Origin of the sequence: Flavobacterium sp. CFS9, from assembly GCF_041154745.1 — a bacterium.
Taxonomy (GTDB): domain Bacteria; phylum Bacteroidota; class Bacteroidia; order Flavobacteriales; family Flavobacteriaceae; genus Flavobacterium.
This window is the reverse complement of record NZ_AP031573.1, coordinates 936,093-950,808: the sequence shown is the minus strand read 5'-3', so window position 1 is coordinate 950,808 and position 14,716 is coordinate 936,093. Positions and strand designations below refer to the sequence as shown.

Below are 14,716 nucleotides of genomic sequence, written 5' to 3'. Positions count from 1 at the left end.
GTCAGGCTGAGCGAAGCCGAGGCCTACTTAATAAAAGGAATCGTAATTGGATATTTGTATAATTCTCCGTTTGAAGCTTTTATTGAAGCGTAAATCACTAAAAAGAACTCAACAAATTTTAATAATCCAAAAAGTAAAACTGCCGTTGCTCCAACTGTTAGTAAACCAATATTACCTTCGAAGTTGAAATTGCGAATCACATAATTGTCATCATACATTAAAGCTTCGATTGGAATATTTTGCAGTACGACAGTAATGAAAATCGGAATAGCGATTAGAGCCAAAACAAGCGTGTAAAGCAAAAGACTCAGTTGAAAGTTTAAAGTCTGTTTTCCGTGGTGGTTTACAAATTCTGATTTGTCTTTGTAAGTCGTCCAGATTAATATCGGGAAGATGTAATTTCCAAACGGAATGATGTACTGACTTAATGTACTTAAATGTGTGAACGTTGCAGTGTTCTTTTCTGATGAAGTTTCCATGATGAGTGGTGTTGTTGTTTCCATGATTAAAAGTATATAGTAATTTCTTATGCAAATATATATCTAAAAGACAGTATCTTGTTTTGCACAGTACCATATATTAACAAAATTTTAACAAGTTTAAAATTGTTTGAATGGATATAAAACGCTGAAAATCATCCGGAGTGCCTGATTTTATTGGTAGTCCTTGAAAGTAGCTGTAATTTATTGTGCGTGCATAGTTTTTTTGTATTTTTACATAAAAAAAACAAATACCATGGCATTATCCGTTTCCAAACTCAACAAATTTGTATTATTCAAACTGCCGTCGGCCTACATTTGTGGCGTGCGTGTAAAGGCAATCGACAAAGACAGATGTGTCGTAAGCGTAAAGCACCGATGGATCAATCAGAATCCGTTCAATTCGATGTATTTTGCCGTTCAGGCAATGGCGGCAGAGTTAACTACCGGAGCATTAGTAATCTCTCAGATTCAACAAAGCGGGAAGAAGATTTCGATGTTGGTCGCCAATAATAAAGGGAACTTCACCAAAAAGGCCACGGGAAGAATAACATTTGTTTGTAATGACGGACACTTAATTGCTGATGCAATAAAAAAGACAATCAAAACCGGTGAGGGGCAAACCTTCTGGATGAAATCAATTGGAACAGACGAAAGCGGTACTCAGGTTTCTGAAATGGACTTTGAGTGGAGCGTTCGCGTTAAATAGTTTTTCGCCAAATTCCGCCAAAGGGAACGCACGAAGTGATTTCGCAAATTATTTTTTGCAAATGTTCAGATATCTGGGAGGAGCAATGATGGCCTTTGATGAAATTTAGAGCTTGGTTAAGGGAATAGAGACAGACATTTGATCATGAATTAGTATGCAATTTAAAGTCAAATGATAAATGTCGAATGTAGTTTATGACAATCACTTTACGCGTTCCCTTTGGTTGGGGCGTTTTTTTTACACGAAGATTGCTTCGCCTGTTCGCTATCGCTCGGGTTAGCGGATTTCGCAGATTTTTTCTTTTAGTCTCAATCTTGTTATTTTCGACCGAAGGGAGATTTAAGAGATAGTGAACAAACGAAACAAATCACATCTATCGTCAGGCTGAGCGGAGTCGAAGCCCCTCTCAATCAAAGTTATTAAGTTAAAAACTAAGAAAACTACTGCTGGTTTTTTCTGTTTTCGTATGTTTGCAGTCCTAAATGCAAGAACTTATGATCTCAGAAAAACTTTGTGCCCGTGTGGCATGGTGGCGGTATTGGAAACAACTGCAACGCTCTTGCAGCGTAGGACACCTAACCTGCGCGGGTTTTTATAATTCCTAAATGCAAGATTATGAGTACAAACACCTTTTCCAAAGAAACCGAATTACGGTTAGCTGATTTTTTCAACAATTCAATTGATCCGAGAAGTATGGCGAAAACTATTCGTCAGGCAAATTATGTGCTTGCTTTGCATGCAATGCAAGAAAATCAAGCCCTTCAATCTGAAACAATAAATCTTGAAGATTGTTTCTATTGGCTCAATCAATTAGCCGAAACTTTAAATCCGTATCTGGATTTGAATGATTAATAAAAATGAAAAGCCACTGTAAAAAGTGGCTTTTTTTTGCACGCAGATTTAGTAGATTTTTTACTGTTATCGTTAGTCTTAGTCGAAATGACAGGAAACAAAAAAGAGGCTGTTATTAGCCTCTTTTTGTTTGAAATTAAGTTTCAATTATTTTTTTGCGCAACAAGATTTTTTATCTGCTTTTGCTGTATCATTCTTAGCAGTATCTGTTTTCGCATTATCCAATTTTTTGCAGCAGGATTCTTTTTTAGCTTTTTCTTTTTTTGGAGCTGGTTTAGTGTCTTGAGCCTGAACACCAATTGTAAATAAAGCTACTGCTAAAACGGCAAATAAGTTTTTCATTTTTGTTTAATTTAAGGTTTTACGATTTTGTTTTTTAATTGAAGATAGAAGTTCAAATATAGAAAGACTTTCTAAAGTTAACTCCTACGGTTTAGTTAATGTTTTTGTAATAATTCGTTCTCAAGTGTACTGAAAAGAGAAGATTATTTCATGTTTTTAATCCCGTAAATGGTGATGAAAATAAAAGAGGTGTTTTGTTTAATAGTTCAGACCAATACCAAAACCAACTCCCATATCACTGTCATAATGCGTTGTGATTCCGAAGTTTCGTCCAACGATGTATTTCAAACCTGCCATGTACTCCTTATCTGTATTCCACATCAAATTCATGCGCAGACGTCTGGACAGGGGAATGTCTTTTCGTTCAAACTGAATTCGGACATTTCCATCAGTAAAAACCTCAACCTGTGCTTTTACCAGCATAGGTAAGGTATACTCGATACCCGCGCTTAAAACCGAACGATTGTCTTTGGTGTTTTTTTGTCCGAACATATTTTGTTCCTGTTCGTCGATTCCCATTTTTCTGTAACGCCAGTCAAAACCAATGAAGGGCATAAACCATTGCATTTTTCCTATGTAGCGCCCAATGTGTGTCTCCGTCTCGAAACCGTTTTTGTTGTTATAACCCAATCTCCATTCGGTACCAATGCTCCAACGCGTACTGCTTAAAAGAGCTTCTCCGTCATTTCCGTTAGAGGCAAAGTCATTTTCGGCTCTAAAATGAAACATACGATCGTCCATCTTTAGCATCTTATCCGCCATTTTTTTGTCGTGAATTAACGGATTAGGTGCCTGATTCTCGTACGTAAAAATACGTCCCATTCCGGCCATCATGTGGTACAGAATATGACAATGAAAAAACCAGTCTCCTTCGGCATTGGCCTGAAATTCGATCGTATCGGTTTCCATCGGCATAATATCGATCACATTTTTTAACGGAGAATAATCGCCATGTTCGTTCAAAATTCTGAAATCGTGTCCGTGTAAATGCATCGGGTGACGCATCATGGATCCGTTGTACAATACAATTCGGACGTTTTCGCCTTTTTTGATCAGGATTTTATCGGTTTCAGAAATAACTTTATTGTCTAAACTCCAAACATAACGGTTCATGTTTCCGGACAACTCAAAGCGCAGTTCTTTTACCGGTGCATCTTTAGGCAGTGTTGTTACAGTTGGCGATTTCAGCATTCCGTAATTTAGAGTAGTGATTCCGGCAGTTTCGGTCGTATCTGCAGCCATGTTCATGCCTTCCATGTTGTGACCGGAATGATCTTCCATTTTCATAGGTTCGCCACCTCCTGTAATTTCGGGATACATAACAGCATTCATGTCCATTTTGTTCAGAGACATTTGCATGCCCATATCGTTCATGTCGCCGTTCATCTTCATCATATCATTCATCATTTTCATCCCTTCGAAATATTTTAATTTCGGAAGATGTTTTACAGGCTGTTTTGTTCCTGCTCCTAAAAACAGTGAAGCCGATCCGGTTCTGTCTTCGGCTGTAGCCAAAAAGGCAAAAGATTTTTTATCTTCCGGAATGGTAACCACCACATCATAAGTTTCCGAAACCGAGATAATCAGTCGGTCCACTTCTACGGGTTCAACATCATTTCCGTCACTCGCCACAACGGTTATTTTTCCACCGCCGTAAGTCAGCCAGAAATAACTCGAAGCCCCTCCGTTTGCAATTCGCAGTCTGACTTTATCGCCTGCTTTAAATTGTGAAAGCTGTTGTTCGTTTTTACCGTTGATCAGAAACTTTTCGTAATAAATATCACTAACGTCCATGGCATTCATACGTTTCCATTCGTTGGTTACCTTTGTTACAAAGTGACCTTGTTTAATGGCTTCCGCATAACTTTGTGTCGTTCCTTTTTTTATGGCAAACCAATCGTCGGCATTGTGCAGCATTCGCTGTACATTTTCAGGTTTCAGATCCGTCCATTCGCTTAGAATAACGGGAATTGTCGGTAAATCATCAATTCCTTTTCTAATGGTTGGATCGTCTTTCTTTTTGTTGATGATAAAAAGACCGTACAAACCAATTTGCTCCTGCAATCCCGAGTGGCTGTGGTACCAATACGTTCCGTTTTGAATAATAGGAAAACTGTATTTGTGCGTTGTTCCGGGTTTTATAGGCATTTGGGTTAAATAAGGAACACCATCTTCCTTATTCGGAAGGAATAATCCATGCCAGTGCAGTGCGGTGTTTTCTTTTTTTAAGTCGTTGTGGACGTAAATTTCGGCTATATCGCCTTCTGTAAAAGTCAGAGTAGGCATCGGAATTTGTCCATTGACCGTAAGGGCTCTTTTTTCTTTTCCGGAAAAATTCACAATAGTGTCCCGAACATGCAGATCGTAACGAACCACTTTTTGTGCTTTTGCACTTAAAGTGATTAAAAAGAGTAGTATAATAGTATGTAGTTTCATATTGATTTTTTAAAGGTTTGGATTTCGTAATCGTAAAGTGTACAATTACTAAAGCCGAACTTGATTTTTACCTGCGTTATTTTGGTGCTCTCGATTTCCGCTTCGGCTCAGATTCCCATTGCTGTAATTTTTTCCTCGGGCTGTAAATGTCATTTTTTCAATGTTTTAAGTATTACAATGCAAATTTCCGAAGTAAAGATTACTTAGGGGTTGTACAATTTTGAGAATGATTTGTAAGATTTCAAAATCTAATCGTAAAGCCTGCAAATACTCTCGTGTATTTACGTAAGCAGCCCGTATAACCACATCAAAGTGTTTTACAGATCCTTAATCTGAGTACTTTTTTTATCCTTCAATTGTTTAAAACCAGTAGGAGTAAAGCCTGTGATTTTCTTGAATTGATTGCTTAGATGTGCTGCATTACTATAGTTTAGAGCATCCGCAATCTCACCTAACGACAGTTCGTTACAAAGGAGCAGCTCCTTTACTTTTTCTATTTTTTGGCTGATAAAGTATTTTTCGATAGTTGTGTTTTCAACTTCTGAGAATAAATTGCTTAGTGTGCTGTAATCCTGGCTGAGGTTTTTAATTAAGTGATCAGACAAGTTGACTTTGGGGTCGTTGTTTTTAGAATGAATCAGGTCAGCGATGCCTTTTTTTATGTTCTCAACCGTCTTGCTTTTTTTGTCATCAATAAAATCAAAACCCAGAGCCTGCAAGCTTTTGAGCAGTATTTCTTTTTGATTTTTGGAAATAGAGTTCTCTAGTTTGACTTCGCCTAAGGCAACAGAAATTGGATGAAGTCCGAGTTTTTTAAACTCAGACTCCACAACCATTATACATCGTCTGCACACCATGTTTTTGATGCAGAGTGTCATATTTATTGGATCGTTTCTACCACACTTCCACAAGTTAACATTGACGAACCGTAATAAGGATTTTTAATCGTCTTTTCTTTGCTCAGCCAGTCGGCATCGACCATCGGGCAGTGTTGTTTGTATACAGCCTGATTTGATTTTGACACTTTAATAAGTTCGTAAGTGTTTTTGGAGAGCGATTTGAAAGTTTCGCGCTGTTTTTTAAGATCTGTTGTAGTCGAAATACTTTTAGCGTCAGCTGTTATTTTTTTCATGACTTTCATCCAGGCATTGTGTTCGTCACCCTTTAATTGGTCCATTTTTATAGCTGTAATGGCGTCCAGTAAATCTTTGGCTTTTGCCGAAGTAAGTTTGGCATCGCTTTTAATTAAGGCATCTTTTACCGTAAAATAAGCGTCATAAACAGTTTGTAACTGACTTGAATCGGCAACTTCTATTGCAGTGGTTTCTCTTTTTATGGAAGTGGCCAGAATAATATTAGCAGAAAAAGCGACTAAGATTACTATAACTATGGTTAAAATTGATTTTTTCATTGTATCTGATTTTATTAGAGCGTTAAATTCCCTCTAAGTTAAATAATTTAAAATTGTTATTGCTAATTATAATCTCATAAATAATCTGAAGCACAGTGTGTTAGTTTTTTTTATGAGAAATAAAAGCTTCGTTACAAGGCGTAACTTTGGCTGTCAGAAATACAATTATTTTATTTTTGGGGGTGACCAGATAGAAGTAAAACCATCAGAAATACTGATGTTTTTGTAGTAAGGAATTGTTTTCTCCAAAGAGAAATTGAATAGATTTTCAGTGAATTCAAATTCATTTTTTATCATTAAGCTGAATTGAAGTCCCGATGGGGTACAGCCCGAATGGTCACATTTTCGGTTGCAGCCGTGCTCGTCATTTTTGGAGCCGTTGTCTTTTTGGCAACAGTTTTTTTGAGAAGCATTTGAAGTTTCCGGTTTTGAAACCGCTTTCTTTTCGCAGGAGCTTTTTTCATTCGTTTTTCCGCAGGCATAACCTTCACTTGGCATCAGTAAGAAGCCAAAGGTCATGATTAGAAACACTATGTAGATTTTTCCTGTCAACGAAAATGCTTTAGAGTTACAAATTTAGGTATTTTTTTTTACTCTTGAGTTTTTTGAATTTCAATCCTCACAGTTTTTTATAATCGGTAGGTTTCATGTTTTTCCTTTTTTTAAAATAATTGGAAAGGTGGCTTTCATCAGTAAAGCCAAATTCATGAGCAATTTGTTTAATCGGGAGCTGATTGTTGTGAATTCGTTTTTCGATTAAAGTAGTTCTCAGGTTGTGAATGTACTCGCGATAGCTTATGGCAAAAGTTCTTTTAAAGTATGCGCTGAAATAAGTCTGGGCAATATTAAAATGATCTGCAATAACTTTAATCTGAACCAATTTGGGGTTGTAAATGTTTTGATGGATATAAGTTGCGATTTGCTCGGTATCAATATGAGTCGATTTCAGTTGCAGATTCATACAGCGGATGGTTTCTTTGATCAATCCAAAAATGGAAAGAATCTGATAAAAAACAATAGGAGAACTCGAAACATCGGTTTTGCAATTGTAAGCGGTAATGTTTTCGATGGTGTTTTTTAAGATGGTTTTACAAGGATCGTCTACTTTTAAAACCATTTCCTTCAAGAGTTTGTTCCGCATAAAATCCTCCGGGCTATTCAGCAGTAAATCATCACAAAAAAGATTCCTGTTTGAATCAAAATAGTTGTCAGTGAACTTGATGTAAACAAAACGCGTTCTTTTTTTAATATCGAAATAATGTTCGTCTTCCGGAGAAATCACAAACAGATCTCCCGCTTTATAAGAAAGTAGATTGTTGTTAAGATGATGAATTCCGCTGCCTCTTTTGATGTAAATAATCTCATAATAGGTGTGAGTGTGCGGAACATGAGGAAATACGTCATCTTCGAACTCATGAATGACAAGCTTTTCAAACTGATTGAATTTAGGCATAACTTAAATTTACAAGTTTATGTCGCAAATGTACAATTTATTTTCCGCTTAACGGTGTTAAATTTGCAGCATAGAAATTCTATTCCTTTCTATTACAAACAAATGAAAAAAAGTCTTATTGCACTCTCATTAGGAGGTTTGACTATCGGAATTACCGAATTTGTCATGATGGGTTTGCTGCCTGATATTGCTTCAGATATGAAAGTTTCGATTCCGGTTGCCGGATATTTAATCTCTGCTTATGCACTTGGTGTTGTCATTGGTGCGCCTTTACTGGTTATTCTGGGAAGAAATTTTGCACCCAAAAAAATGCTTTTAATTTTGGCTTTGATGCTGACGGTATTTAATGCTCTTTCGATTATTGCGCCTGACTATAATTTTCTATTCGCTTCAAGATTTCTATCGGGATTACCGCACGGAGCTTTTTTTGGCGTAGGAGCTGTAGTCGCGAGCCGTTTGGCCGATAAGGGTAAAGAAGCTCAGGCGATCGCCATTATGTTTTCGGGTTTAACACTGGCGAATTTAATCGGTGTGCCTATTGGTACTTATATTGGACATAACTTTATCTGGCGCTATACATTTGTTTTAATTGCCGCTGTAGGTTTGTTAACGTTTTTATTTATTTCGCTATGGATGCCAAATCTGGAAAAGAGCGGAAGTGTCAATATGAAAACCCAGTTATTGTTCTTTAAGAAAACAGAAGCCTGGTTAATTATTGGAATTACAGCTATTGGATTTGGAGGTCTTTTTGCATGGATTAGCTATATCGCACCTCTAATGACAAATGTTTCGAAGTTTGCACCTGAGGATGTGTCCTATATTTTGATTCTAGCCGGTTTAGGAATGCTGGTAGGTAATTTTGCCGGAGGTAAACTGGCGGATAAATATTCTCCTGCACCCACTGTATTGGCATTGCTTTTTGTGATGGCGATTGATTTAATTATGGTGTACTTCTTCTCATTCAATCAATATGTGTCCTTATTCCTGACTTTTTTAACGGGTGCTGTTTCTTTTTCGGTGATTGCTCCAATCCAAATGTTAATGATCAAAACAGCCAAGGATGCCGAAATGATTGCTTCGGCCGCGCTGCAGGGAAGTTTTAATATTGGAAATGCGTTGGGAGCCTTTTTAGGAGGTTTGCCTTTGTCTGCTGGGTACAGCTATGCTTCGCCAAATTTAATTGGTTTGGTTATGGCGTTAAGCGGTATGGTGATTACATTTGCTTTAATGCAGAAACATAAAGGGAATTTACAGTTGCAAAAAGCGTAATGCTCCTGTTATAACTAGTCAGATTTAGGCTATGTGAAAGAAGAATAAGCAGTAAAAAGTTAGCTGATATTAATTTTTGCAAATTATATGAAAAGAGTCTTTGAACTTATCGGGTTCAAAGACTCTTTTTTTTGCCTTTTATTGTTTTTGGATTCATTCTAACCAGGGTTGTGGTATGTAGTGTTTCTTTTTAGTAAGAATATGGTGTCTTTGTAGCGGTGGCGTGACTTCGGAAGTAATAATTTTTGTGACAGGAATTCGGTTTTTTGTTATTTTTTTTGAAAAAACGGCCATTAAAAAAGCAGGAAAAAGAAGTTAACAATATGGCAATGAGTTTTCTTGTAATCGATTATTTTTTTTGTGAAACCGCAGGAATTCACTAAAAAAATAAAAATATATTTACTATTTATATCAAGCTTAAATTGCATTTGTGATATAAAAAGGCGGTTTTATTTTTGGTATGTTATTTATTTTGGGAATTTTTTGTGATTTTTAGTTTTTTATGTCAAAAAAAGATTTATGTTTGTGTAATCGATTACAAATTTTTTATTGATGAAAAAAAGACTCCGAAAAGGATACGTAAAAACAACTGAAAAAATGATATTGCAGTTGAAGAAGAACGGTTTTCTAAATTGAGAGGAAAGTACACCGTAAAAAAAATGAATAACCACAAATAGTACCTAAAACAATTAATCACTTAAACCATTAACCATGAATTTTAAAGATTTATTTAACAAAGGAGCAAATTGTTGCTTTGCAGTTGTTTTCTTATTGTGCTTACTGGCCGGCAATCAAATGCATGCGCAAAGTATTACACTCGAAGGAACCGTTAAGGATGCTGCAGGACTTACGTTGCCGGGTGTTAATATAGTAGAGAAAGGAACCAAAAACGGAACTTCTTCAGATTTTGACGGACGCTATAAGTTAAAATTGACCAATCCTAAAGCGGTTGTAACTTATTCCTTTATAGGTTTTAAAACTAAAGAAGTCAATGCTACCGGAAAAACGAAAGTTGATGTTGTTTTGCTCGAAGATTCAAATGCTTTAAATGAAGTGGTGGTAGTGGGTTACGGTACGGTTAAAAAATCAGATCTGACAGGGGCAGTTTCTTCCATTTCAGGAAATGATCTGAAAAAAGTTCCGGTTTCTAATATTGCTGAAGCTTTAACAGGTAGAATTGCCGGAGTTCAGGTTACTTCAAGCGAAGGTTCACCGGATGCCGATATTAAAATCAGAGTACGTGGTGGCGGGTCGTTAACACAAGATGCTTCTCCATTAATTATTGTAGATGGTTTTCCGGTAAACAGCATGAGTGATATTGCGGCTTCTAATGTCGAATCGATGACGGTGTTGAAAGATGCGTCTTCTACTGCAATCTACGGATCTAGAGGAGCAAACGGGGTTATTATTATTACGACTAAAACAGGTAAAGACGGAAAAATGGCTGTGAGCTATAATATGTTTTACGGAATGAAAACCATGGCCAAAGAAATTGAGGTTCTTCCGGTTGATGATTTTGTAAAATGGCAATACGAGTATGCTTTATTGGATCAGACGGATAAAACGATTTTGAGTAATCCAAGTTCTTATACCAAGTATTTTGGGAACTGGCAGGATCGCGATTTGTATAACGGTTTAAAAGGAACGGATTGGCAAAAGCAGGTTTACGGCCGTCGCGGTGAAGTAAACAGCCGTGATTTAGGAATTCGTGGAGGGAATGAAAAGCTTAGTTACAACTTCAACTATGCGTATTACGATGAAAAAGCAATTATGGCAGGTTCGAATTTTAAAAGAAATAACCTTTCATTGGCCTTAAAAAATAAAGCAAGCGAAAAAATTGACCTTGGATTTACAGTGCGTTACTCTGATACTGATATAAATGGTGGTGGTGCAAACGATCAGAATCAGGCTTCGTCATTAGACAGCCGTTTGCGTCATAGTGTTGGTTACGCACCAATTCCAATGCCGGGATTAACTACAGATAATGACGACCAGTCGGTGAACAGTTATCTGGTAAATCCATTTTTAGCCATAACAGACAATGACCGTCAGCAGTACCGAAAAAATTACAATTTATTGGGAAGCTTTGGTTGGAAACTGGCCAAAGACTTAAAATTTCAAAGTGATTTAGGATTGGATAATTCTAATTATTCGGATTATCGTTTTTACGGTTCTTCTACTTATTTTTCCAGTACTGCCAAGATTGGTGCAGGAAAACCGGGTATGGTCATGAGCGATCGTAAAGACGTACGTTTCAGAAATGCGAATACTTTAAACTATGATTTTAAAAATATTCTTGGAGACAATCATCATTTAACAGCGCTTTTAGGAGAAGAGATGATTACGACAACCTCAAACACCGTAACCACCACGATTTTAAATTACCCGGAATTTTTTGATTTAGATCAGGCCAAGAAATTAACGACACAGGGAACCCCTTTTTCGGTGGATAATTTTTACAGTCCGGACGATAAATTACTGTCCTTTTTCGGGCGTTTAAATTATGATTTTAAAGATCGTTATTTATTAACGGCTTCTTTCCGTGCAGACGGTTCCAGCAGATTTTTAGGAGACAACCGTTGGGGGTATTTCCCGGCAGCAGCGGCAGCATGGAAAATTTCTGAAGAGAATTTCCTGAAAAATGCTTCGTGGTTAAATCTTCTAAAGCTAAGACTTAGTTATGGTGAGGCGGGTAACAATAACATTCCTGTGGGGCAAACGGTTCAGAGTTATTTGTCCAGTACAAATGGGTTCATCAACGGTTTCGACAGCTATTGGTCTCCATCGAGTGTTTTGGCAAATCCGGATTTGAAGTGGGAGACTACCGTAACGCAAAATATTGGTCTTGATTTCGGGTTTTTCAAAAATCGTCTGAACGGAACTTTTGACGTGTACAAAAATGTAACGAAGGACTTACTGATCGAATTCCCGGTAGGAGGTACAGGATACAAAACCCAGTTTAGAAATATGGGTGAAACACAAAATACCGGTTTTGAAGCCACCCTGAATTTTATCGCCCTTGAAAAGAAAAATTATGGTTTGAGTTTTTCTGTGAATATTGGAATGAATAAAAACCGAATCAACTCTCTTGGAGTAATGGATAATTTTGGGACCAATACCAATTGGGCGTCTACTGATGTTGGGAATGATTATGTGGTAAATGTAGGTTCTCCAATGGGATTAATGTACGGGTATCAAAGTGACGGACGCTATGAAGTTTCAGATTTTGATTATGCAGGAGGAAAGTACACCTTAAAAGCCGGAGTTGTTGATGCAAGCAGTGTAGTAGGTGCTTTACAGCCGGGGATGATGAAGCTGAAAAATACAGATGGTTCTGCTGATAATAAAGTGACAGCATCGGATCAAAAAGTAATAGGGAATTCTAACCCTAAACATACCGGAGGTTTGGTTGTTAATGCAAATGCTTACGGTTTTGATCTTTCTGCAGCTTTTAACTGGAGTGTGGGTAATGATATTTACAATGCCAATAAAGCCGAGTTTTCAACAGCAAACCGAAACGGGCAATACAAGAATTTAAGCACCGAGATGGCAGATGGTAAAAGATGGACCAATTTAGATCCTGCTTCGGGACAATTGGTAACAGATCCTGCTGCTTTAGAAGCGCTGAATGCCAATACTACGATGTGGTCTCCTTACATGCAAAAATTCATGTTTACAGACTGGGCGGTAGAAGATGGTTCGTTCTTCAGACTGAATACGCTGACTTTAGGTTATAGTACACCGCAAGCCTTAACGTCTAAGCTGGGAGTAAGTAAATTGAGATTTTATTTTACAGCAACGAACGTGTTTGTAATTACAAATTACTCCGGTCCGGATCCTGAAGTATCAACAAGAAGGAAAACTCCGTTAACACCGGGAGTTGATTATTCGGCTTATCCGCGCAGCAGGCAGTTGGTTTTTGGTTTAAACCTTAATTTCTAATTTAAAACGTATCACAAAATGAAATATAAAGTAATAATAGCAGGATTGATAATCTCAGGTTTGTTGACTTCTTGTCAGGATTTTGGGGAGGAATATTTTGACACGCCGGCACAGTCAACCTTAGACGAACAGCTTATTTTTTCTACTGCCGGATTAGCTCAGGGTGCTGTCGATGGAATAAAAGTTTCCTTTGGAGAGGAGCAATCTTATCGAGGAAGACTTTTGACTTATCAAGGATTAAATACCGATACAGAATGGCTTTTGACTTCTTCAAGTGATAATGTCAAATCGGATCTCGTAGTTTATGACGCAAAAGCGGATAATACGGAAATGAACTCGCCAAAGAATGCCTGGGCCATGATGTATGAAGGAATTGAACGTGCTAATTTGTGTATCAGAGGGCTGCGAAAGTACGGCAATCCATTACCCAATACAGAGATGGGGCAGCTGCTGGGAGAAGCACTGACTTTACGTGCGGTTTATTATGCCGATCTGATCAGAAACTGGGGAGATGTCCCTGCTCGTTTTGAGCCTGTTTCTACTTCGACAATCTATGTGCCTAAAACAAGTCGTGACGAAATTTACAAACAGTTAATTGCCGATTTAGGCGAAGCTTCAACTTTAGTCGCATGGCCTAATGAAACTGCTGCAACAACAAGCACAGAGCGTGTAAACAAAGCTTTTGTAAAAGGATTAAGAGCCCGTTTGGCTTTGATGGCCAGTGGTTTTCAGCAATATCCGGATGGAGTGAGAAGAAGTACGGCTCCGGAGCTTTCGGTAGCTGCGATGTATAAATTGGCGTTAGACGAATGCCGTTCCGTAATTGCCAGTGGTTCTGCGCGATTAGAGCCTACTTTTGAAGGTTTATGGAGAAAATACAATCAGGAAAGTGTAACAGCCGGAGGAGAATCTCTTTGGGAAATTCCTTTTGCAGCGACACGTGGCAGAATGTTGTTCACTTTTGCGGTGCGACATGATGCATCCGATCAGTTTCAGCAGATGGGAACCAATAAAGGAGGGGTAAACGGACCATTACCGTTTGTTTTTTATGACTACGATCAGGCCGACAGCCGCAGAGATGTTACCTGTGTGCCTTACAAATGGGGAGCTGCGGTAAATGGTAAATCCAAACAGGAACTTACAGATTTACAAACTTGGTATTTTGGTAAATATCGTTTCGAATGGATGAATCGTATCGTTTCGGCACCAAATGACGATGGGGTAAATAAGATTTACATGCGTTATGCCGAGGTGCTTTTAATGGCCGCTGAAACGGCAAATGAATTAGAAGGCCCGGGATCTGCCGCAGTCTACTTAAAAGAAATCCGCCGCAGAGCGTTTGCTTCGCAAAATCAGGCAGTAAAAGTAGAGGCGTATGTAGACGGTCTGAGCAGTAAGCAGGCCATGATGAACGGTATTGTCGAGGAGAATAAATATGAGTTTACCGGAGAAATGGAACGTAAGTTTGCGCTGATTCGCTGGAATTTATTGAAAACAAAATTAGACGAAGCAAAAGTTAAAATGACCCGTTTAAAAGCACGCACTGATGAATATGCTAATGTGCCTTCAACCCTTTATTACAAATACAAAGCAGATAATACGACACTGGAGATTTATGGTTTAAACCGTGGAGAAACTCAGGCGCAGGGTGCAGATTATACCTCAAAAAGCTGGGATAAGCTGGACGATAACAAAATAAGTACACTCTACAAAGCGGGAGTTAATCCTGATAAAAGACAATTTTGGCCAATCTGGCAAACGTTTATTGACGGAAGTAATGGCCAGTTAGCAAATGACTGGGTTTTCGGAAACTAAAAACAATT

General features: G+C 37.9%; 12 protein-coding genes. 5 read left to right on the top strand and 7 right to left on the bottom strand.

The window, feature by feature from the left end; genetic code table 11:
• Positions 1 to 23: 23 nt before the first annotated feature.
• The gene (locus ACAM30_RS04140; protein WP_369617359.1) at positions 24 to 503 is read right to left on the bottom strand and encodes a DUF4870 domain-containing protein; all 480 of its coding nucleotides are present in this window, start codon (positions 501 to 503) and stop codon (positions 24 to 26) included.
• A 232-nt stretch (positions 504 to 735) separates the two neighbouring features.
• On the opposite strand from ACAM30_RS04140, the gene ACAM30_RS04135 reads away from it, so the two are divergent.
• Entirely contained in the window at positions 736 to 1,188 is a 453-nt protein-coding gene (locus ACAM30_RS04135; RefSeq protein WP_369617358.1) for a DUF4442 domain-containing protein, read from the top strand.
• Positions 1,189 to 1,803: 615 nt separating this feature from the next.
• Positions 1,804 to 2,040 carry a hypothetical protein gene (locus ACAM30_RS04130; RefSeq protein WP_369617357.1) on the top strand — a complete coding sequence of 79 codons (237 nt, stop codon included), beginning with the start codon at positions 1,804 to 1,806 and terminating at the stop codon, positions 2,038 to 2,040.
• Between the two features lie 147 nt (positions 2,041 to 2,187).
• Here the strand turns inward: ACAM30_RS04130 and ACAM30_RS04125 are convergent, their stop codons facing one another.
• The 6 genes from ACAM30_RS04125 to ACAM30_RS04100 form a co-directional block, all read right to left on the bottom strand.
• On the bottom strand, positions 2,188 to 2,382 hold the full coding sequence (locus ACAM30_RS04125; RefSeq protein WP_369617356.1) for a hypothetical protein: 195 nt from the start codon (positions 2,380 to 2,382) through the stop codon (positions 2,188 to 2,190).
• 198 nt (positions 2,383 to 2,580) lie between these two features.
• Positions 2,581 to 4,818, bottom strand: a complete 2,238-nt coding sequence (locus ACAM30_RS04120) for a multicopper oxidase family protein (RefSeq protein WP_369617355.1) — start codon at positions 4,816 to 4,818, stop codon at positions 2,581 to 2,583.
• Positions 4,819 to 5,135: 317 nt separating this feature from the next.
• The gene (locus ACAM30_RS04115; protein WP_369617354.1) at positions 5,136 to 5,696 is read right to left on the bottom strand and encodes a helix-turn-helix domain-containing protein; all 561 of its coding nucleotides are present in this window, start codon (positions 5,694 to 5,696) and stop codon (positions 5,136 to 5,138) included.
• A gap of 2 nt (positions 5,697 to 5,698) precedes the next feature.
• On the bottom strand, positions 5,699 to 6,229 hold the full coding sequence (locus tag ACAM30_RS04110) for a DUF3347 domain-containing protein (protein WP_369617353.1): 531 nt from the start codon (positions 6,227 to 6,229) through the stop codon (positions 5,699 to 5,701).
• A gap of 165 nt (positions 6,230 to 6,394) precedes the next feature.
• The gene (locus tag ACAM30_RS04105; protein WP_369617352.1) at positions 6,395 to 6,781 is read right to left on the bottom strand and encodes a hypothetical protein; all 387 of its coding nucleotides are present in this window, start codon (positions 6,779 to 6,781) and stop codon (positions 6,395 to 6,397) included.
• Positions 6,782 to 6,848: 67 nt separating this feature from the next.
• Entirely contained in the window at positions 6,849 to 7,682 is an 834-nt protein-coding gene (locus ACAM30_RS04100) for an AraC family transcriptional regulator (RefSeq protein WP_369617351.1), read from the bottom strand.
• Positions 7,683 to 7,784: 102 nt separating this feature from the next.
• On the opposite strand from ACAM30_RS04100, the gene ACAM30_RS04095 reads away from it, so the two are divergent.
• From ACAM30_RS04095 to ACAM30_RS04085, 3 genes are all read left to right on the top strand, one after another.
• Positions 7,785 to 8,951 (top strand): MFS transporter, encoded by a 1,167-nt coding sequence (locus ACAM30_RS04095; RefSeq protein WP_369617350.1) that lies wholly within the window; start codon positions 7,785 to 7,787, stop codon positions 8,949 to 8,951.
• A gap of 711 nt (positions 8,952 to 9,662) precedes the next feature.
• Positions 9,663 to 12,893: a SusC/RagA family TonB-linked outer membrane protein gene (locus ACAM30_RS04090; protein WP_369617349.1), complete on the top strand. Its 3,231-nt coding sequence runs from the start codon at positions 9,663 to 9,665 to the stop codon at positions 12,891 to 12,893.
• An 18-nt stretch (positions 12,894 to 12,911) separates the two neighbouring features.
• The gene (locus tag ACAM30_RS04085; RefSeq protein ID WP_369617348.1) at positions 12,912 to 14,708 is read left to right on the top strand and encodes a RagB/SusD family nutrient uptake outer membrane protein; all 1,797 of its coding nucleotides are present in this window, start codon (positions 12,912 to 12,914) and stop codon (positions 14,706 to 14,708) included.
• Positions 14,709 to 14,716 lie beyond the last annotated feature (8 nt).

Coding starts and splice junctions, on each gene's coding strand:
- ACAM30_RS04085 (WP_369617348.1), top strand. CDS start 12,912: ATGAAATATAAAGTAATAATAGCAGGATTGATAATCTCAGGTTTGTTG.
- ACAM30_RS04095 (WP_369617350.1), top strand. CDS start 7,785: ATGAAAAAAAGTCTTATTGCACTCTCATTAGGAGGTTTGACTATCGGA.
- ACAM30_RS04135 (WP_369617358.1), top strand. CDS start 736: ATGGCATTATCCGTTTCCAAACTCAACAAATTTGTATTATTCAAACTG.
- ACAM30_RS04110 (WP_369617353.1), bottom strand. CDS start 6,229: ATGAAAAAATCAATTTTAACCATAGTTATAGTAATCTTAGTCGCTTTT.
- ACAM30_RS04090 (WP_369617349.1), top strand. CDS start 9,663: ATGAATTTTAAAGATTTATTTAACAAAGGAGCAAATTGTTGCTTTGCA.
- ACAM30_RS04140 (WP_369617359.1), bottom strand. CDS start 503: ATGGAAACAACAACACCACTCATCATGGAAACTTCATCAGAAAAGAAC.
- ACAM30_RS04120 (WP_369617355.1), bottom strand. CDS start 4,818: ATGAAACTACATACTATTATACTACTCTTTTTAATCACTTTAAGTGCA.
- ACAM30_RS04100 (WP_369617351.1), bottom strand. CDS start 7,682: ATGCCTAAATTCAATCAGTTTGAAAAGCTTGTCATTCATGAGTTCGAA.
- ACAM30_RS04130 (WP_369617357.1), top strand. CDS start 1,804: ATGAGTACAAACACCTTTTCCAAAGAAACCGAATTACGGTTAGCTGAT.
- ACAM30_RS04125 (WP_369617356.1), bottom strand. CDS start 2,382: ATGAAAAACTTATTTGCCGTTTTAGCAGTAGCTTTATTTACAATTGGT.
- ACAM30_RS04115 (WP_369617354.1), bottom strand. CDS start 5,696: ATGACACTCTGCATCAAAAACATGGTGTGCAGACGATGTATAATGGTT.